13 protein-coding genes are annotated in these 19,978 nt (G+C 41.8%); 9 read left to right on the forward strand and 4 right to left on the reverse strand.

What is annotated here, in order from left to right:
* Positions 1–114 precede the first annotated feature (114 nt).
* Positions 115–2,310, forward strand: coding sequence for an alpha-galactosidase (locus B5Y40_RS07130; RefSeq protein ID WP_079685987.1), 2,196 nt, complete (start codon positions 115–117; stop codon positions 2,308–2,310).
* A 48-nt stretch (positions 2,311–2,358) separates the two neighbouring features.
* Here B5Y40_RS07130 and B5Y40_RS07135 read toward each other — a convergent pair whose 3' ends face one another.
* Positions 2,359–3,348, reverse strand: coding sequence for a helix-turn-helix transcriptional regulator (locus tag B5Y40_RS07135; protein WP_079685988.1), 990 nt, complete (start codon positions 3,346–3,348; stop codon positions 2,359–2,361).
* Between the two features lie 112 nt (positions 3,349–3,460).
* On the opposite strand from B5Y40_RS07135, the gene B5Y40_RS07140 reads away from it, so the two are divergent.
* From B5Y40_RS07140 to B5Y40_RS07150, 3 genes are all read left to right on the forward strand, one after another.
* Positions 3,461–4,180 carry a siderophore-interacting protein gene (locus tag B5Y40_RS07140; protein ID WP_159453623.1) on the forward strand — a complete coding sequence of 240 codons (720 nt, stop codon included), beginning with the start codon at positions 3,461–3,463 and terminating at the stop codon, positions 4,178–4,180.
* Positions 4,181–4,340: 160 nt separating this feature from the next.
* Positions 4,341–6,149 (forward strand): ABC transporter ATP-binding protein, encoded by a 1,809-nt coding sequence (locus tag B5Y40_RS07145; RefSeq protein WP_079685990.1) that lies wholly within the window; start codon positions 4,341–4,343, stop codon positions 6,147–6,149.
* A gap of 119 nt (positions 6,150–6,268) precedes the next feature.
* Positions 6,269–7,222: a bifunctional helix-turn-helix transcriptional regulator/GNAT family N-acetyltransferase gene (locus B5Y40_RS07150; protein WP_079685991.1), complete on the forward strand. Its 954-nt coding sequence runs from the start codon at positions 6,269–6,271 to the stop codon at positions 7,220–7,222.
* Positions 7,223–7,311: 89 nt separating this feature from the next.
* Here the strand turns inward: B5Y40_RS07150 and B5Y40_RS07155 are convergent, their stop codons facing one another.
* The gene (locus B5Y40_RS07155) at positions 7,312–7,671 is read right to left on the reverse strand and encodes a nuclear transport factor 2 family protein (protein WP_079685992.1); all 360 of its coding nucleotides are present in this window, start codon (positions 7,669–7,671) and stop codon (positions 7,312–7,314) included.
* A 162-nt stretch (positions 7,672–7,833) separates the two neighbouring features.
* Here B5Y40_RS07155 and B5Y40_RS07160 point away from each other — a divergent pair, with 162 nt between their 5' ends.
* Positions 7,834–8,877, forward strand: coding sequence for an NAD(P)-dependent alcohol dehydrogenase (locus tag B5Y40_RS07160; RefSeq protein ID WP_079687111.1), 1,044 nt, complete (start codon positions 7,834–7,836; stop codon positions 8,875–8,877).
* 239 nt (positions 8,878–9,116) lie between these two features.
* A complete protein-coding gene (locus B5Y40_RS07165; protein ID WP_079685993.1) occupies positions 9,117–11,531 on the forward strand; it encodes an ABC transporter permease in 2,415 nt (804 codons plus the stop codon).
* A 159-nt stretch (positions 11,532–11,690) separates the two neighbouring features.
* Here the strand turns inward: B5Y40_RS07165 and B5Y40_RS07170 are convergent, their stop codons facing one another.
* Both B5Y40_RS07170 and B5Y40_RS07175 read right to left on the reverse strand, forming a co-directional pair.
* Positions 11,691–13,028, reverse strand: coding sequence for a sensor histidine kinase (locus B5Y40_RS07170; RefSeq protein WP_159453624.1), 1,338 nt, complete (start codon positions 13,026–13,028; stop codon positions 11,691–11,693).
* Positions 13,018–14,388, reverse strand: coding sequence for a sigma-54-dependent transcriptional regulator (locus B5Y40_RS07175; RefSeq protein ID WP_079685995.1), 1,371 nt, complete (start codon positions 14,386–14,388; stop codon positions 13,018–13,020). Before B5Y40_RS07175 ends, B5Y40_RS07170 begins: the two co-directional genes overlap by 11 nt.
* 210 nt (positions 14,389–14,598) lie before the next feature.
* On the opposite strand from B5Y40_RS07175, the gene B5Y40_RS07180 reads away from it, so the two are divergent.
* The 3 genes from B5Y40_RS07180 (at position 14,599) to B5Y40_RS07190 (ending at position 19,962) form a co-directional block, all read left to right on the forward strand.
* On the forward strand, positions 14,599–16,959 hold the full coding sequence (locus B5Y40_RS07180; protein WP_079687112.1) for an ABC transporter permease: 2,361 nt from the start codon (positions 14,599–14,601) through the stop codon (positions 16,957–16,959).
* A 326-nt stretch (positions 16,960–17,285) separates the two neighbouring features.
* On the forward strand, positions 17,286–18,146 hold the full coding sequence (locus tag B5Y40_RS07185) for an aldo/keto reductase (RefSeq protein WP_079685996.1): 861 nt from the start codon (positions 17,286–17,288) through the stop codon (positions 18,144–18,146).
* A 205-nt stretch (positions 18,147–18,351) separates the two neighbouring features.
* Positions 18,352–19,962, forward strand: a complete 1,611-nt coding sequence (locus B5Y40_RS07190; RefSeq protein WP_079685997.1) for an alpha-amylase family glycosyl hydrolase — start codon at positions 18,352–18,354, stop codon at positions 19,960–19,962.
* The last annotated feature ends 16 nt before the right edge of the window (positions 19,963–19,978 follow it).

The raw sequence follows: 19,978 nt of genomic DNA on the forward strand, positions 1-19,978 counted from the left end.
ACAACCTATCACCATTCGGGGTATTGTAGTTGTTCGGAATAAAAAATGAAAAAATATAGCCATCCATTCAGGATACATGCTACTTTTATAAATGTCACAAAAACTGATTTAACAATGAAGTCACACTCACGTATACGGTTTGCTTTTATTTTAATGTTGTTTGTATCATCGGTATATGCTCAGAATACCATTATCCCGATTGAGACAGCAAGCAATGCCTTTGTGTTGGAAGTCAATGCAGAGAAGAGTGTTAATATTATTTATGCAGGGGAGAAACTTGCGGATAGAAGAGAATATGAAGCCGTGCCTGGTATATACCGCCAAACGGAAGACTATACGGAAGTACTGAATGCAGCCTATACTTCTTCCGGTTCACAAAATCTGGTTGAGCCTGCCATTGCTGTAACGCATGCAGATGGGAATAATTCGCTGGACTTGCGCTATGTGAGCCATACCGTGAAGACGTTGCAAGAAAATATAGTGCTATATACCGTTCTGTTAAAAGACCCGGTATATCCCTTTACGGTGCAGTTGTTTTACAAAGTATATCAACAGGAAGATGTGATCGAGCAATGGAGCGTGATCAGTCACCAGGAGAAAGGGAATGTAACGCTGCATAAGTTTGCTTCTGCAAATTTACACTTGAAGTCAAAAGCATTCTGGTTAACACAATATCATGGAGACTGGGCAAAGGAAATGCAGCCGGAAGAATCGCGGATCACACACGGTATTAAAACACTGGATTCAAAATTAGGAACGCGTGCCAATCTTTTTCAACCTTCTGTATTCATGGTGTCGCTGGATAAGCCTGCAGAAGAGGAAGCGGGTACAGTGCTATACGGTGCAATGGAGTGGAGTGGAAATTTTAGAATTGACCTCGAGCTCGATTACCAGGACAATCTGCGCATTCTGGCAGGCATGAATAATTATGCATCGGCCTATACGCTCAAACCGAAAGAAGAATTTGTTACCCCTGCATTTGTATTCCTGTTGTCGCAGCATGGTAAAGGTGATGCCAGCAGAAAAATGCACCAATGGGCTCGCAACTATAAGATACTCGATGGTAACGGAAACAGGTTAACGTTGCTCAACAACTGGGAGGCTACCTATTTTGACTTCAATGAAAGTAAACTGTTTCAATTATTGAAGGATACAAAGAACCTGGGTGTAGATTTGTTTTTGCTGGACGATGGATGGTTTGCCAATAAGTATCCGCGCAACGGTGACACTGCTGGTTTAGGAGATTGGGAAGTGAATCGAACGAAGCTTCCCAACGGTATATCTTCGCTGGTAAAAGAAGCTGATAAAAATAATGTGAAGTTTGGAATCTGGATTGAACCTGAAATGGTAAATCCAAAGAGTGAACTGTATGAAAAACATCCGGAATGGGTTGTAAAACAACCGAAGCGAGATGAACATTATTTCAGAAATCAACTCGTACTTGATCTTACGAATCCGAGTGTACAGGATTTTGTTTTTAAGGTAGTCGATGATTTATTCAAGGAGAATCCATCGCTGGCCTATATAAAGTGGGATTGTAATGCAGTAATCTATAATGCACACTCCTCGTACTTGAAAGATCAATCACATTTTTATATTGACTATGTAAAGGGACTTTATTCAGTGCTTCAAAGAATTCGCGCACGTTATCCGAAAGTGCCGATGATGTTATGCTCCGGTGGTGGTGGACGTGTAGACTATGCCGCGCTCGCATACTTTACAGAATTCTGGCCAAGCGATAATACTGATCCGCTGGAAAGGATATATATGCAATGGGAGTATTCTCACTTCTATCCTGCGATCAGTGTTTCGAACCATGTTACGGAGTGGGGCAAACAACCTTTAAAGTTTCGGGTAGATGTAGCGATGATGGGAAAGCTTGGGTTCGATATCGTTGTTCATGATCTGGCAGAGAAAGATCTTGCATTTTGTAAACTCGCTATTGAAAACTATAACCGCATAAAACCCATTGTATGGCAGGGAGAACTCTATAGACTTGCCGATCCGAAGAAAGAAAGTATAGCATCGCTGATGTATGTGGGAAAGGATCAGGCTTCCGCCATCATCTTTAATTACCTGGTGAACAACCGGTATGGTGAGGGCAGTAAATTTCCGGTGAAACTCAAGGGATTGGATCCATCCAAACTATATACGGTGAAAGAACTTAATATATATCCGGGAGCGGAAAGTCGCATTGATGCTGCGAAAGTATACTCAGGCGATTTTCTGATGAAAGTTGGGTTTAATCCCCAGGTAAATAATCGCAGAACGAGTGTCATTCTGCAGGTTGACCAAAAGTCAGGCAAGTAATATCAGTCATGTATATACCGTCTAGGCCGTACAGTATATCTGTATGGCCTAGACGGTTCTCATACCTCCGGGGGTGATACCAAATTTTTTCTTAAACGCAGTAGAGAAATGCTGCACATATTGATAGCCACAATACTCTGCTACTTCGTGAATGGATTTGTGATCGTTCAATAGAAGTTTTTTTGCTTCCTGCATTCGGATCTCGTGAAGGTAGCCGAATACAGTATTGCCGAAGACTTCCTTGAATCCTTTCTTTAGTTTGAAGTCATTTATACCCACGGCCCGCGCCAGTTCTACGAGTGAATAAGGACTGCTTATATTCTGCTCCAGGAGAAACCGTGCATGATGGATCTTTTCAATATCATTTGCTTTCAGTGATGTAGCTTGTTCCGTTGTAACGCTTTCAAACTGTTCCATCTGCAGCATGAATAATTCCATGACCTTAGATTCCAGGAAAAGCCGCTTGAGTACACCTTGTTTGTTACAATTTGTAATTTGCTGAATCAATATTTCCATATAGGGTGTAATGGACATGTTATGCTTGCTCATAGCCGAAAGCTCTTTACGTTGTATCTTTTTCATGAACGTATCAAGAGAGGTTGATTCTGCACCCGCAAGCCGTTGAAAGTATGTTTCTGTGAAATGTACTTCTATCATTTGGGAGATTTGCTCCTGTGGTGTTGCCTCAAAGTAGCCTTCAAACTCAGGCATGTAAAAAAGATTATGCTGACGACTATCAAAGGAAAATCTTTGACTACTTCCCTTTAAATATGCTTCCTGACTGCCGACAAGATTAAAATGCATTTCAATGACCGGGGTATCGCTTTCAAGCTTGAGGGAGACTCCATTGTGGAGTATTCCTGCGCCATAGTTCAGATGTATACCTTCGAACCAGACTTCATTTAATGTAGCTTTCCCAAACCGGTGATTGATCTCGGAGGTGCTTTCAACAATCCCATGATCACACTTGAAATCAGGAGGAAGATTCCGTTCGCAGATAATCTCGTTAAGGTCTGAGTCCGTTATTCGAAAAACCATGGTCAATAATCCTTTAAGCGTAAAACAAAATCCCTTTATCGTACAAGACCCTTAACGTACACCGGGATCTTTGCGACTAAACTAATAACATAATATTTAATTTATGCCACACATGCCAAAATGGATCGGAAACGCTGTCGAGACAGTCTTCAAAAGATTTATTCATGACGTGATAGTAACAGAAGTAGACTATATCCACCCGAATTTAAAAAAGATAACCTTTCACGGAGACTTTACAGATGTATCATTCAGGCTTACCCAGGCCGTTGCTTTTCGTGTGGATGATGTACATTATCGAAACTATACGCCCGCTTTTTTTGATGGTGATCAAGGCCTCTGTACTATATATTTTTATTTGCACGGCAACGGCCCAGGAAGTCGTTTTGCTTCACGGTTGCAGATCGGAGACAAACTCAAGATGATTGGCCCGCGAGGCAAAAGCCTATATGAACCGGAAAGTAAGTATCACTTTTTTTATGGTGATGAAACCTCCATCGGAGTGTTCAATAGTCTCAGGGAAATTATCCATACCCGCCAGCAGGAGTATCTTGGATTATTAGCGTTCAATGAAGAACTCCCTGCGCTGCCCGACAAGCTAGACCTGATGTTGGATGTCGTGTCGACAGACTCCGCTGAGCCGTATGATAATTCCGTACTATATTTAGACGGCCTTCAGGGTAAGTTATGGGACGTATGGAGGAAGGGTACATTTTACCTGACGGGTAATGCCAATGCTATAAAAAAAGTTCGTAAGGTTTTACTCACAAAAGGGGTGGCACCCGATAAGATACGCGCACAAGCGTATTGGGTTGAAGGTAAACAGGGATTATAGCCATAGCCGTGTCCTTGGCGTAAAATATAAAGCTGAGAGATTTTTACGATTGTGTTCCTTTGATTCATAGTCTCCCTGCTAGTATGTGTAAAATTTTATAGATTTAAAGAAGTGTATTGCAACTTCTAAATTCTATATATTTTTTTGTGGGGCGGACTATATGAAAAGCAATCGGAATATATTTACAGTTTCAATCAGATCCATTGCTTTCGCCTGGCAAACAAACCGGAAAATATTATTACTGTTGATCTTTCTTAACCTTTTTCAGGGATCGGTAGTATATCTCCAATTTACCAGCTTCTCTGCGATTGTAGATGAAATCATCCGCATCAAGCAGGGAGTCAGCAGTACACGTGAATTGATCCAGTCGGCAGTTATATTAGGATTATCTTTTCTTGTTCCAACCATTGTAGGGAACATTGTATCGTTTTACAGAAATAAATTTCGTCTTCAGCAAGGTGTACAACTTGAGCTTTATAAGATTGAAAAGCAAAGTGCCCTGGATATAGGCACAATTGAAAGCAGTTCGTATCAGAATTTATTGCGCGGTGCAAAAGAGTGGGGGAGTGGAAGTGTATTGAACCTCCAGGATTTCATCTTTACATCCGCTACAAGTTTTGCTGGTATTATAACATCCATTGGTATTCTCTGGGCACTCAATCGCTGGTTGGTTTTATTTGCTGCACTGGCAGCGGCACCGGTATATTTCTTTTACAAGAAATATAGTATGGAAGTTTTTAGAATTCGCTATCTCTCCCTGGATGACCACCGGGTCATTGGTAATCGCATTTCACATTTTGAAGAACTTCAAAAGGCAGTCGATGTTATACTTCTGAAATTAAAGGACTGGTTCAAAGAACAGATCAGAGATCGTAAAGTTTCTTTCAATGAGAAAATTATAGCGGCCGAACAAAAGAAATCACTTTCCTATGCTGTGTTGAGTTTGTGGTATTTACTTTTTCTTTTTGCAGCGATCGCACTGATGACGAAAGAGGCACTTGCCGGAAGTATTGCTGTTGGTGGATTGCTGTTAGCGTTCAATACATACACACGGTTTTATCAAACAATCAACGGGTATATAGAATCGATTTCATTTACGGAAGAGGCTGCCCGGTATGCCGCCCGTTGGTTTGAACTATTCGAAACCGAGCCGAAGATTCGTTCTCGCAAGGATGCTGTACGCATCTCGTTTACCACAGCGCCACTCATTGAATTTAAGAATGTTTCATTTCGATATCCCAATGAAGAAGGCGAAACTCCGCTGGTATTGCAAAGTCTTTCTTTCACTATACGGCCTGGCGAAAAGATCGCCATCGTTGGTATTAACGGTTCCGGAAAGACTACGTTGATAAAATTGCTCTGCAGAATATATGATCCTACCGAAGGCAATATATACATTAACGGAACCGATCTGCGTGATATATACCTTGAAGACTGGCAGAGTGCTATCGGTATTCTATTTCAGGATTTTCCTGTTTATAACCTCACCGTCCGTGAATCGATTGGAGTGGGGCGGATTAGCGAAACTCCAGATGCTACACAAGAAGAACGGCTTCGTCAGGCAGCACATTTTTCAGGAGCCGATGAATTTATCACTAGCTATGATCAACTCATCTGGAAAGAATTCAAAGATGGCGTTGATCTTTCCAAGGGACAGCATCAGCGACTCGCAGTAGCGCGCATGTTCTATAGAAATGCACTGGTCACAATTCTCGATGAACCCACAGCCTCTATAGATGCTGTAACGGAAGAAAAGATTTTTAACTCTCTTGAAAAGCACATGGAGGGTAAAACGGTTATACTTATAACGCACCGTTTCAGTACCGTAAAAAATGCGGACAAGATTCTGATGCTGGAACACGGCAGGATCATCGAACAAGGATCACATAAAGAACTGATGCTTTTGCGCGGCCAATATGAAGCGCTGTTTACCATGCAGGCAAAACGTTATCTTGAAAATGAAGACTGATCTGTGATCAGGGGTTTCATAGGGGAATCACAGCATAATCAATACTTATAAAATTAATTTAATTCTGGTTTTGTGTTTTTATTAACTATTTACGTAATTAGTTACATAATTAATGACGTATGGAATTTTTCAATCGCGTTGGCAAGCTGGCGTTGGGAAGCCGGCTTCGAATGCTTACGGAGCGAATCACAGATGATGCCGCACAGATCTATAAGCTATATAATATAGAGTTGCAGCCCAAGTGGTTCCCCGTGTTCTATGTACTATCACAGGGAGAGAATAAAACGATTACCGCTATCGCTAAAGAGATCGGTCACTCACATCCTTCTGTTAGCAAGATCATTACAGAAATGTCGGATAAAGGGTACGTAACCGAACGGAAGGATAAAGCAGATGGACGGACAAATATAGTGTCGCTATCACCGAAAGGTAAAACGATAACCGAAAAGATAGCAGTTCAGTATACCGATGTGAATAACGCTATTGAAGAAATTCTGGCACAGACCCGGCATGATCTCTGGCAGGCTATTGAAGAATGGGAATTTTTGCTTGAGCAGAAAAACTTGTTACGCAGAGTACACGAGCAAAAGAAGAAACGGGAAAGTCGCAAGGTGAAGATTGTTGACTATCAACCTAAATATCAAAAAGCTTTCCGTGACTTGAATGAAGAGTGGATCTCCAAATATTTTAAAATGGAGGAAGCGGATTACAAAGCACTTGATAATCCGAAAGGATATATATTAAAGAATGGCGGTCATATTTATGTGGCGCTATACGATGATGTTCCGGTAGGCGTGTGTGCATTGATTAAAATGGATGACCCGGTATATGATTTCGAATTGGCTAAGATGGCCGTGTCTCCACGGGCACAGGGCAAAAATATAGGCTACCTGCTAGGTCAAGCCGTTATCAAAAAAGCAAAGTCGCTGGGAGCTTCCAAACTTTATCTGGAAAGCAATACAATCCTGGTGCCCGCAATCAACCTGTATCACAAGCTTGGTTTTCAGAAGGTAGTGGGGCACGCTACACCTTATGAACGATGCAACATTCAGATGGAGCTTACTCTGAAATAAATCACACATGCCCTGGATATATATAATAATAAATTGTAAACAGTAGTGGGATTTTCCGGAGAGCATGTCACTCCGGAAAATATACTATACTACATGAAGAATTGTTCGGAGACGATTTTTCCATTCTTTACCTGGTATACACAGAGCTCACTCATTGTCATGCGTTTCTGCCCTTTCATGGTTATATCCATGGTAAGGATGAATGCGATTGCATTGCCGACTACGATCGGCTCTGATATAGTTATTTGGTGTGACTTTTCAACCATGGATTCGAACTTCTTTCCTTTTTCGATTATAGCAGGAAGACCTTTTGTTTCTTTTTCAAATCCGTTTGAAGCCTCGGGTTCTATGCTGATGGCATCATCGGCAAAAAGTTCTTTTTGTGCTTGTTCGTATTTCTCTTCGCGACATAAGGCGGCAAGACGATTAGCGATCTCTTGAGTTGTCATGGGGGATTATTTTTAGTGTGTGTTAAAAAACTATACCTTACTTTAAATCAATATGAACAATGGAGTCAATAAAATTCTTTGAATTTTATAATTATATGTTTGAATATTGCTATTGAGGTAAACGGTTTCTTCCGACTTTTGATTTTTAAATTTAAAGGATCTATGATACAAGTTAAAGGATATGCAGCACAAAATGCTAAAACAGATTTAGCACCCTGGAATTTTGAGAGACGTGAAGTAGGACCACACGATGTACAATTTGATATTTTATATTGTGGTATTTGCCATTCTGATTTACACCAGATTAAAGATGAGTGGGGCGGTGCGATTTACCCCATGGTACCCGGTCATGAGATTGTTGGTAAAGTAGTAAAGGTAGGCGCGCACGTAAAGAAGTTTAAAGTAGGCGATCTGGCTGGTGTAGGTTGTCTTGTAGACTCTTGTAGAACATGCGACAACTGTAAAGAGGGACTGGAGCAGTATTGTCTCACAGGAAGCTCATATACCTACAACGGCTATGAGCAAGATAAGAAGACACCGACATACGGAGGTTACTCAAACACGATTGTAGTACATGAAGATTTTGTATTGCAAATTTCTGAAAAACTTTCACTTGCTGCTGTTGCTCCGTTACTGTGTGCTGGTATTACAACATACTCTCCACTGAAATACTGGAAAGTAGGAAAAGGACATAAACTTGCTGTGCTGGGTCTTGGCGGATTAGGACACATGGGTGTTAAATTCGGAGTTGCTCTGGGTGCTGAAGTTACCGTGTTAAGCACATCAGCTTCTAAAGAAGCAGACGCTAAGAAATTGGGTGCACATAAATTTGTTGTAACATCAGACGAGAAGCAATTCAAAAGTGTAACGGGCTATTTCGATTTCATACTCGACACAGTGTCTGCACCACATGATTTCAATCAATACTTGTCGCTGCTGAGAACGAATGGCACACACATTTGTGTCGGCGTTCCGCCAGAGGCTTCGGCCGTGCATGCCTTTAGTCTCCTCGGAGGACGTAAGAGTCTGGCAGGATCCATGATTGGTGGTTTACCGGAAACACAGGAGATGCTGGATTTCTGTGCTGAACATAATATAGTATCGGATATTGAAATGATCGATATAAAGAACATCAAGCAAGCCTTCGACCGTATGGTGAAAGGCGATGTGCGATATCGTTTCGTGATCGATATGGCAACGCTATAATGCTATAGGTATATATAGTTCCGAAAGCCTCCTTGCTCATGCAGGGAGGCTTTTTTATGTTAACGAACTGTTAATGGATAGGTATCTGGTGGGCATATATGTACAACTACTGTTCACATCCGCTCACTTTGCTGGCAACGGGCATGATGAAAAACGTGTCTCTTGTTCAGGACGAGTGATTTCATAACAACGGCATTGTTCTTGAATGGTTGGCAAGGTTATCAAATCCCAAACCAGCTATGTTAAAAACTCATTTAAAGTTTTCCACACGCGTCTTTCTCAAGGACAAGTTTTTTTCTACCCTCAATATTCTTGGCCTTGCATTGGGTATAGCGGTGAGTATAATTTTGTTGCTCATCTTGCAAAATGATCTTACCTACGATCAGTATCATGAAAAGCATGCACGCATTTATCGCTTGGGTGGACATCTTTCAGCAACGGGTATAGATATACGGGTAGCACGTTCTGCGCGTGAGCTTGGTAAGATTTTACAGGATGAGTTACCGGAAGTAGAATCGTGTGTCAGGGCGAACAGTTGGGACAGGACCTTGGTGAAGTATGAAGCAGGGGGCGAAGAGAAGGCTTTCTACGAAGAGAATATAGTCCGCACGGACTCTAATTATTTCCAGATTTTTACACACGAATTTATAGCGGGTAATCCAAAGACTTGTCTTGTGGATTTGAATACAATGGTAATGTCGGAGTCAACCGCGAAACGATATTTCGGAAATGAAAATGCCCTCGATAAAAGTGTTATCGTAGGCGACCAGCAGTATAAAGTAACAGGTGTTATTAAGGATGTACCGGAGAATACGCATCTCAAATTTGATATTCTTCTGTCGCAACTAGTCGATCGCGAATGGGTAATCGAAAATGGACAACTGAAATCAGAGGCCTTCTGGAACCCCGATGTATATACCTACCTGTTGATGCCGGAAAATTATAATCCCGAGGATTTTAACGCCAAGTTCACTTCAATCTTTACTAAATATTTTAAATCATTTGGCGACCAGGTAGGAGGGAAGTATGAACCAGTACTGGAACGTCTCGATAAAATTCATTTGCATTCTACTTTGGAAGCCGATGAACCACATGGTAATCTTTCATACCTCTATGCATTTACAGGTATAGGCTTCTTTATCATTCTGCTGGCATGCATTAACTATATGAATCTCTCCACCGCTAAATCAGTAAACCGTGCAGCGGAGATTGCCATGAAGAAAACTTTGGGCTCCAGCAAGCGCGATCTTGTCTTTTCATTCCTCGGAGAATCTATATTCCTCTCCTGTATAGCGTTGGTCCTCGCTGTAGGTATGGTATATACTGTTCTGGAAGCTACTTCTTTCAATAGCCTCATCGATAAGAAGCTTACGCTCGACTTTGTGCACAATCCGTTATTGCTGTTTGGTGCTATAGGCCTTACGTTGGGCATCGGCATAGTGTCGGGTTTATACCCTGCCTTTTACCTGCCGGGCATTCCTACAATCCAGGCATTGAAAGGTGCTTTTAAAAATCAAAAGTCAAGTCTGGTATTACGCAAAGTATTGATCACGACACAATTCGCTATATCTATATTCGTGGTGGTCTGTACACTTTTTATGCAGCACCAGATTGATTATGTACGAAGCACTGAACTGGGGTTTAATAAGGAGAACATGTTATTGTTACCGATCCAGGACACTATTATTGAAAAACAGATCGGAAGTATAAAAAGTGATTTTTTGCAGAACCCAAATATACTGGAGGCTACAACATCGTATAACGTTTTGGGAATGAATGTTGGTGGCAGCACCGTGATGATGGTTGAAAGCGAAACCGGCATGAAGCAGCAAGCCTTCTCATTGATGTTTGTGGGTGATGACTATATTGAATCGATGGGCATGAAACTTATTGCCGGTCGCGATTTTGTGGCAGGCAATGGCGATGCACAAAAAGGCTTTATTGCAAATGAAGCAGCGGTAAAGTTGATGGGATGGGACAAAGATCCTATCGGTAAGAAAGTAAAATTCTTTCATGATAAAGATGATAAACAAATATTAGGCGTTGTGAAAGATTTTAATTTCAACTCGCTGCATAATAAAGTAGAACCGTTGCTCATGGTGCGCGCTGGTAATGAGGGAGGATTTTTACATCTCAAAATAAAGGGCGACCGATTGCCCGAGACGATGAAATATATACAGGAAAAATGGACATCCCTTGATCCGAATCATCCTTATGAATACTTCTTCCTCGATCAACGCTTTAATGAACAATATCGTGCCGATGAAATTCAATACAAGCTTCTTTCAGGACTCTCCTATATCTGTATCTTTATTTCATTACTTGGTTTATTAGGACTCTCTGCTTTCACAGCAGCACAGCGCACCAAGGAAATCGGAATTCGTAAAGTACACGGTGCTTCAATTCCGAGCATCATTTACCTGCTCTATAAAGATGTAATGTACCTGGTGATCATTGCCGCGATCATTATCGTTCCTGTGGCATACTATAGTATTACACAATGGCTGGGTAACTTTGCTTACAAAGCCAATATTAATTATATGCTGTTTGCACTGGTAGCATTGGTAGCGTTGCTCTTTACATTCATGACCGTGGCCTTTCACTCCCTGCGAACAGCCAGAACAAACCCGGTTGATTCACTGAAACATGAGTAGTTTCCAGATTAATACTTGCCCAAGAATATAGTATAGAGGAAGTGAGTTTCTCATTTGGGAAACTCACTTTTTATTTTAACCTCGTGAAGCTTTCAAGGTTAGCGGTGATCGATTAAGCTTTATATAAAGCAGCATGTATAGGGTACCTCTGACTACACGCTATAATGTAATAACAAATTCAGCGCCCTGCTGCGGTGCACTGATCACCTGGATATCAGCGTGATGAAGTTGAAGAATCTGTTTGGTAATTGCCAGGCCAATACCGGATCCATTCTTTTTAGTTGTATAAAACGGAATAAAGATTTTTTCAAGCGTACTCTCATCCATCCCTTCGCCATTGTCTCGGATATGAATACTTACATTTCCTTTCTGGATTCTTTGCGCATGAATCTGAATGACCGGCTGCTCTTTCCCTGCCAGGGCATCGATCGCATTCAGTAGTATATTAATGATGACATGTTCGATCAGCGCAGGGTCAACTATAATATTCTGATCAACGTTGGAGATCTGTAATGCTATATTTTGCTCCGCTAGTTTTGTTGCCATCAAAATCTCTACACGGCTGATTATATCTTTGAGATTGGTTTGGATAGGTGTATGATTCGGAATCGTAGCCAGTTTGCGATATGTTTTGGTGAAATTATACAATCCTTCGCTTCTGATGCGAATAGCATCCAAGCCTCTTTCCAGCGGATCATATATACTATTTTCAGAAGGTTGCGCTGTCTTGTTTTCCTGTGCTACCAATCCGTGCAACGTACCACTCAAAGAAATAATCGGAGCAACGGAATTCATGATCTCATGGCTCATCACGTGTATCAGTTTCTGCCAAGCGTCCATTTCGTGTATATCAAGCTCCTGTCGTATGTTTTGCATGGAGATCAATTTATAGTACATATTCTCGAGCTTAAACTCAGAGGCATGAATGGACAGTTGCAGTAGGTCGTTGTTAACCCGGAGCTTTACAAGTCGCGTTTCTCCTGTACGAATTTCGCTAATCGCTGTAACCAGCGAGGCATCTATAGCCTTGAAAGAATTTAGGTCAGAGAGTATATTTCTATGGAACATATCTTTCAATGCCTGGTTTGCATGCTGTACTTTTCCAGTAGCATCTATGCTTAGTATTCCTACGCGTACATGTTCGAAGAGCATTTCCAGGTACCGGTATTGAACTTCTTTCTGAACGCTTATTTCCCGGAAAGCTGCCGAGATCCGGTTGAGAACTGCGTAGAGTTCATCGATATGCTTACCATTGCCGGAAGTATTGAAGTGTGTCGTAAAATCACTTTGCAGCAAACTGATCATCAACGTTTTCAAATCCCGGTTAAACCGATCTATATACCAGATCAGTTCAATTAATAAAATAATGAGTCCTGCGCCAAGGTATACACTTCGCAAGTAAAAACCGTGCAGCAGACACCATGCTAACAAAGCTATACTGGCCGTAAGTATGATTATCCGAAGGATAACCTGCAGTCTGAAATTTTTAAATACCATACAATTGCATTCTCCTGTATAAAGCGCCTCGCGATAAACCCAGCTCGTCTGCTGCATGACTGATATTCCCCTGGTGCTTTGCTATAGCTTTACGAATCGCCCATGCCTCCAACTTTTCGAGGTTAAAAGAGTCAAAGGAGAATTCACTGGATAATTGTTTTTGCAAAGCCCCGAGATCCTGCATTTGAATTTCCTGTCCTTCGCACATAATCACAGCTCTCTCTATGGCATGCTGCAATTCACGGATGTTGCCAGGCCATCTATATTTCTGAAGATGCGTCATTACCGTGTCTGACAATTTCAAATATGACTTTTGATATTTATGACTGAATCGGCTGAGAAAATGATCTGCAAGCAAAGGTATATCTTCAGGCCTGTCGTGCAAAGGCGCTACGGTGATCTCTACCGTATTGATACGGTAAAATAAATCTTCCCTGAATTTTCCTTCCTGTACCATAGCCCTGAGGTTGCCGTTAGTAGCGCAGACAATGCGTACGTCAAGATCAATGGGTTCGTTAGTACCCAGGCGCACCACTTTTTTATGCTGCAATACAGTGAGCAGTTTTGCCTGTAAAGGAAGCGACAGGTTTGCGATCTCATCTAAAAACAGTGTACCCCCGGCAGCAGCTTCAAATCTTCCGATGCGATCTTCTTTCGCATCCGTAAATGCACCCTTACGATGTCCGAATAATTCACTCTCAAATAAGTTTTCACTCAGTGCTCCTACATCCACGGTCATGAATATATCTTCAGCACGTTTTGAAAGCCTGTGAATTTCGCGTGCGATAACTTCTTTGCCCGTTCCGTTTTGTCCGAGGATCAGGACCTCTGCTTCTGTAGGAGCCACCTTCTCGATCGTCTTGCGAATGGAAGATATACCTTCGGATATTCCGATCAGTAGTTCATACCGATGCAATGAAGACACAATAGATTTTTGCTGCGACTTCAACTGCTTTACTTTCCTTTTTTCAAGACTTAACAGGTTTGCAGTTTTTACCGTGGCCAATAGTTTTTCATTCTGCCAGGGTTTCACAATAAAATCAAGTGCACCTTCCTTCATCGATTCTACAGCGACCTGTATATCTCCATACGCAGTCACCAGTATAACTTGCGTATCCGGTGAAATACTTTTGATCTTCTTCAACCAAAAGCGTCCCTGGTTGCCAGTTGTATCGCCATGCCTGAAGTTCATGTCGAGCACAATTACATCGAATTGCTCCCGATCAAGCAGCGCCTGTATCCGCTCCGGGTTATTGATTGTTTTTACAGATGCAAAATGTGGCTCCAACAGGAGCTTGATAGATAGGAGAACGAATTCGTCATCATCAACGAGTAGTATATTTCCGGGAGCCTTTGTCATTATCTATAGAGGTGTAAGAGATTGTATAGATGGTTAAAGGTATAGATCACTGAATTGAAATCAATGAAAAGTGCCCAATAATGGACAGTTTTATTTCTATGGATGGTCACTCGATATTTTAGTGACAGCCGAGGTGCTGTATTTTGCGAAAAAACAAACATATTGTTTGTGGCATTCCATTGGCAAAAGCAAAGTCAAAGAACATGTAGTATGCTTAGACATAATTTTATACTCCTCTACAGAAACATCAGGCGATTCAAGAGCTCTTTCCTGATCAACCTGGTTGGTCTGTCAGCCGGCCTTGCGTGTACACTTTTGATTTACCTCTGGGTAAATGACGAATTGCAAATAGATGCATTCCACATAAAAGATGAACGTCTTTTCAGGGTGCTGGAGAAACAGCAGCGCTCCGCGAACATTGGTGTTACAGAATCAACGCCTGGGCTACTGGCCGAAACGCTTGCGGAGGAAATGGCGGAAGTGGAGTATGCTGTAGTGGCAACGCCTTCTCATTGGTATGATAAATTTACGCTTTCAATAAAGGAAAAAAATATCAAAGCGTCCGGTATATATGCAGGCAAAGATTATTTCAATGTATTCTCTTATGATCTCCTGCAAGGTGATGCGAGCCGTGTGCTCACCGATAAAAACTCCATTGTGATTTCGGAGAGCATAGCGAAAAACTTGTTTAATACAACCGATAACCTGATCGGAAAGCCTATTGAGTTTCAACACCAGCAACAATATTTTATCAGCGGTATCTTTAAAGATATACCTTCCCATTCATCAGAGCATTTCGATTTCGTGTTATCCTTCGATATAATGAAGGATATAAATGAAGGTGTTTTGAATTGGAGCAATTCCGGTCCGATGACATTTATAGTCTTGAAAGACGGAACCGATGCTTCACTTTTTGAAAGGAAGATTGCTGGTATCATTAAGACAAAAACAGATGACACGCATCGCACATTGATTCTTCAGCAATATTCACAGTGCTATCTTCACGGTCGCTATGAAAATGGTGTTCAGGCAGGCGGAAGAATTGAGTATGTGATCCTGTTTTCTGTGATTGCACTTTTCATACTGATGATTGCCTGCATAAACTTTATGAACCTCTCCACTGCGAAAGCTTCAAGGCGCATAAAAGAAGTTGGGATAAAGAAAGCGGTTGGAGCAGGACGCAAAGCGTTGATCGTACAATACCTGGGTGAGTCGATGTTCATGAGCTTCCTTTCGTTATTTCTTTCCATTCTTATTGTCGATATTTTTCTGCCAACATTCAATATCATAACGGGAAAACAGATCACCCTTACGTTTGATGCAAATATACTGTTGACATCGTTCGTCATTACAATTGTTACCGGTGTGATTGCAGGAAGTTATCCAGCCCTATATCTTTCCGGTTTTAGTCCGGCTACCGTTCTAAAAGGTAAACTGAATACATCTATAGGTGAACTTTGGGCACGTAAGGGATTAGTTATATTTCAATTTACGCTGTCAGTTGTATTTATAGTAACGGTTCTTATAATCTACAAGCAAATTGATTTTCTGCAATCGCGAAACGTTGGCTATAACAAAGAGAATGTTATATACTTCCCAATGGAGGGGCGAGTAAAGGAGAACCTGGAGACTTTTCTAACGGAGATGAAACGGATCCCCGGAATTGTAAATGCTTCCAGCATCGGACAAAGTATGGTAGGCGGTGGAAACACGACGAACCTGGAATGGGAGGGAAAACCTGAAGGCACGGTTGTCCCATTTGCCATACGTCCGGTGAATTATGATGTCATCGAAATGCTAAATATAGACATCAAAGCTGGGCGCTCTTTCTCGCATAACGATGTAACCGGTTTCAAAGCTATATTTAATGAAAAGGCCATTGATGTTATGGGACTGGAAGACCCCATTGGTAAAATCGTAAAACTAGGGGATGGAAAGTTTGAAGCTGAAATTGTTGGTATAGCAAAAGATTTTCATTTTGAGTCCCTTCATACTTCGGTTAGCCCTATGTTTTTTATATTAGCTCCCGTCCATACGCAGAGAGTGATTGCCAAACTTGCTTCCGGCACGGAACGTGAAACAATCGCGAAGCTTCAGAAATTCTATAAGGCCTATAATCCCGGGTTTGACCTCGACTATAGATTTATAGATGAAGACTACCATGCACAATATGCATCCGAAGAACGTGTCGGTACACTATCCCGCTACTTTGCAGTGCTCGCCATCCTCATATCGTGTCTTGGATTGTTTGGTCTGGCTGCCTTCACCGCAGAGCGTAGAATCAAAGAAATTGGCATCCGTAAAGTTTTAGGATCCAGCGCACTGAATATAGTATATCTCTTGTCTGTTGACTTTACCAAGATTGTGCTCATTGCCATTGTTATAGCCTTACCAACAAGCTATATTCTCTCGACTTTCTGGCTAAATAACTTTGCATACAAAATTCCATTGTCATGGTGGTATTTTGTGAGTGGCGGATGTATAGCCTTGTTGATCTCGTGGTTAACCGTAGGAGTACAGGCTATCAAAGCAGCCTATGTTAATCCTGCAAAGTGCCTTCGTGACGAATAAGACTGTCAAAACTATATATACTACGGAGGCGGAAGAATCTGGTTTCATCCTTGATGGCTGGGGAGATAGTGGATCAATAGATTCTCACCTTTATTGACCAATAGTATTCCGCGTATAAATGCATTTAGCGCGTTTGTTATTTTTGCGGCGTATCCCATAGGTATAGTATCGTTTATTGTACATCATCGGTATACTTCTGCAAAAATCCCTGAGGGAATAATGCAATTTTAGATGATTAGTATAAAAAAACGGACAGGCGTTGAAATGTTTTTGGTTTCTGTAGTGTTGTACCGAAATCCACAAAATAAAGATTAACCAAAAATATTATGAGTACTAAAACTATTAGCGAGACTTTTCCCATAGGTGATGAATTGATTGTTAAACGATTAGGCTATGGAGCCATGCGTATTACGGGTGATGGAATCTGGGGACCTCCTGCAAATAAGGCAGAAGCGTTACATGTGTTGAAACGTGCCATCGAGCTCGGTGTAAATTTTATTGACACTGCCGATAGCTATGGCCCGAATATATCGGAAGAGCTAATTGCTGAAGCGCTATATCCATATCCAAAAGATCTCGTGATCGGCACGAAAGGTGGATTATTGAGAACAGGACCGAATGCCTGGCCGGTAGATGCACACCCGGATCACTTAAAAAAAGCGCTTGAAGGAAGTCTGAAACGTTTGAAGTTGGATCGTATTGATCTTTACCAGTTGCACAGAATTGACCCCAAAGTTCCTGCTGAAAAAACATTTGAGTTTTTAAGCAAAGCGCAGGAGGAAGGAAAGATCAAGCATATAGGTTTATCGGAAGTAAGTGTTGAGAATATAAAACATGCGCAGGAATTCTTTAAGGTTGTCTCCGTGCAAAACATGTATAGTGTTGACAATCGTAAATGGGAACCTGTGTTGGAATATACCCGTCAGCATAATATTGCATTTATACCCTGGTATCCGCTGAATGCCGGAAATGTAGCGGCACAAGAAACTTTGAAAACTATTGCAGACTTGCACAAAGCAACTGTACATCAAGTAGCATTGAGTTGGTTACTGCATCACGCTGATAACATTCTGTTAATACCCGGTACATCGCGCGTAAGCCATCTCGAAGAAAACATGAAAGCAATCTCTATTGATCTCACGGATCAGGATATACAAGAGTTGAACAATATATCTCCTATGTCCTAGTCAAATCCGTCACTATGATTATTTGAAAGCTTTGGCGTGGCAACTCGTCAAAGCTTTTTTATTGACTCACATTTTTTATTGACTTCTTATACCAGCGCTACTGCAGACACAATTTTTTCCGCTCCAATTTTTTTCCGTTTATAAAACTCCACAGAAATTAATCAATCTGACACGGCACAGCTTTTTGCTGAATGATCGGATGACAATGGAAAATGATCAGTCTAAAAAGTTATGGTGGCAGAGCGGCGTAGTTTACCAGATATATCCGCGTTCATTTCAGGACGGTAATGGCGATGGTGTTGGCGATCTGCAAGGTATAATTGCCCGGCTTGACTATCTCAAGTGGCTGGGAATACGCGCTGTGTGGATTTCCCCAATATACCCGTCACCGATGGCAGACTTCGGATATGATATTTCCGATTACACGAATATACATCCGCTCTTTGGCACGCTTCAGGATTTCGACCAATTGCTAAAAGAAATTCATGCACGTGGCATGAAACTTATTTTAGACTTCGTGCCCAATCATACTTCCGATCAGCATCCGTGGTTTATAGAATCACGCTCTTCACGCAATAATCCCAAGCGAGACTGGTATATATGGAAAGATGCTCGTGCCGATGGAGGCCCTCCTAATAACTGGCTTGCCGCTTTTGGTGGCACAGCATGGGAGTGGGATGAATCGACTCAACAATATTACTATCATGCTTTTCTCAAAGAACAACCCGATTTGAACTGGCGTAATCCGGAAGTACAAAAAGCAATGCTTGATGCGATGCGCTTCTGGCTCGACAAGGGAGTGGATGGCTTTCGGGTGGATGTCATGTGGCACATGATCAAAGATGAAAAGTTACGCGACAATCCTGTTAATCAGGATTACCAGCCCTATATGGCAACGTATGATCAGTTGTTGCCGGTATATTCAACCGATCAACCGGAAGTACATGACATTGTGCGGGACATGCGTGCGTTGCTCGACAAGTATCATGAGCGTATGTTGATTGGTGAAATATACTTGCCTATACATAAACTGGTAACGTATTATGGTAAAGATAATCAGGGTGCACATCTGCCGTTCAATTTTCAATTGTTAACACTCCCGTGGGAAGCACGAAAAATTTCTGCTGCTATAGGCGAATATGAAGGAGCCTTACCTTCACAAGGTTGGCCAAACTGGGTATTGGGTAATCACGATCAACCACGTATTGCAAGCCGTATAGGCTCGCAACAGGCACGTGTAGCCGCGATGTTATTATTGACCTTGCGCGGTACACCCACTATATACTATGGCGATGAAATCGGGATGCGGGATGTGCCCATTCCGGTTGATGAAATACAAGATCCACAGGGATTGAACATGCCCGATAAAAATTTAAGTCGTGATCCTGCCCGAACACCGATGCAGTGGAACAACAGTGAGCAGGGTGGGTTTACCACCGGCAAACCCTGGTTGCGACTCGATCGGAATTTCCTGACAGTAAATGTTCAGTCGCAACGCGAGGATATATACTCTATGCTTTCATTGTATCGGAAATTGATTCGCCTGCGCGATGAAGAACCATCGCTTATCGATGGAAGCTACATACCGGTATATTCCGATCACCAGATGATCGCCTATATTCGCCATCGTGAGGGATCACCGCGATTGCTCATACTGTTAAACCTCAGCCACCGTCCATGCTACTTCAGACAGAGTAGCGAACCTATGAAGGGCGTCATCGTTGTGTCAACCTCTCCGGAACTGGAAAATATAGTCGTTGAAAATACAATCAGTCTCAGTGGAGACGAAGGCATAGTGGTTAAACTTGATAATTAATATACACGCGTTTGAA

Origin of the sequence: Ohtaekwangia koreensis, assembly GCF_900167975.1 — a bacterium.
In the GTDB taxonomy this organism is placed as follows: domain Bacteria; phylum Bacteroidota; class Bacteroidia; order Cytophagales; family Cyclobacteriaceae; genus Ohtaekwangia; species Ohtaekwangia koreensis.

Excerpts from the sequence above, each read along its gene's own strand:
- B5Y40_RS07130 (WP_079685987.1), top strand. The coding sequence starts at position 115 with ATGAAGTCACACTCACGTATACGGTTTGCTTTTATTTTAATGTTGTTT.
- B5Y40_RS07135 (WP_079685988.1), bottom strand. The coding sequence starts at position 3,348 with ATGGTTTTTCGAATAACGGACTCAGACCTTAACGAGATTATCTGCGAA.
- B5Y40_RS07140 (WP_159453623.1), top strand. The coding sequence starts at position 3,461 with ATGCCAAAATGGATCGGAAACGCTGTCGAGACAGTCTTCAAAAGATTT.
- B5Y40_RS07145 (WP_079685990.1), top strand. The coding sequence starts at position 4,341 with ATGAAAAGCAATCGGAATATATTTACAGTTTCAATCAGATCCATTGCT.
- B5Y40_RS07150 (WP_079685991.1), top strand. The coding sequence starts at position 6,269 with ATGGAATTTTTCAATCGCGTTGGCAAGCTGGCGTTGGGAAGCCGGCTT.
- B5Y40_RS07155 (WP_079685992.1), bottom strand. The coding sequence starts at position 7,671 with ATGACAACTCAAGAGATCGCTAATCGTCTTGCCGCCTTATGTCGCGAA.
- B5Y40_RS07160 (WP_079687111.1), top strand. The coding sequence starts at position 7,834 with ATGATACAAGTTAAAGGATATGCAGCACAAAATGCTAAAACAGATTTA.
- B5Y40_RS07165 (WP_079685993.1), top strand. The coding sequence starts at position 9,117 with ATGTTAAAAACTCATTTAAAGTTTTCCACACGCGTCTTTCTCAAGGAC.
- B5Y40_RS07170 (WP_159453624.1), bottom strand. The coding sequence starts at position 13,028 with ATGGTATTTAAAAATTTCAGACTGCAGGTTATCCTTCGGATAATCATA.
- B5Y40_RS07175 (WP_079685995.1), bottom strand. The coding sequence starts at position 14,388 with ATGACAAAGGCTCCCGGAAATATACTACTCGTTGATGATGACGAATTC.
- B5Y40_RS07180 (WP_079687112.1), top strand. The coding sequence starts at position 14,599 with ATGCTTAGACATAATTTTATACTCCTCTACAGAAACATCAGGCGATTC.
- B5Y40_RS07185 (WP_079685996.1), top strand. The coding sequence starts at position 17,286 with ATGAGTACTAAAACTATTAGCGAGACTTTTCCCATAGGTGATGAATTG.
- B5Y40_RS07190 (WP_079685997.1), top strand. The coding sequence starts at position 18,352 with ATGGAAAATGATCAGTCTAAAAAGTTATGGTGGCAGAGCGGCGTAGTT.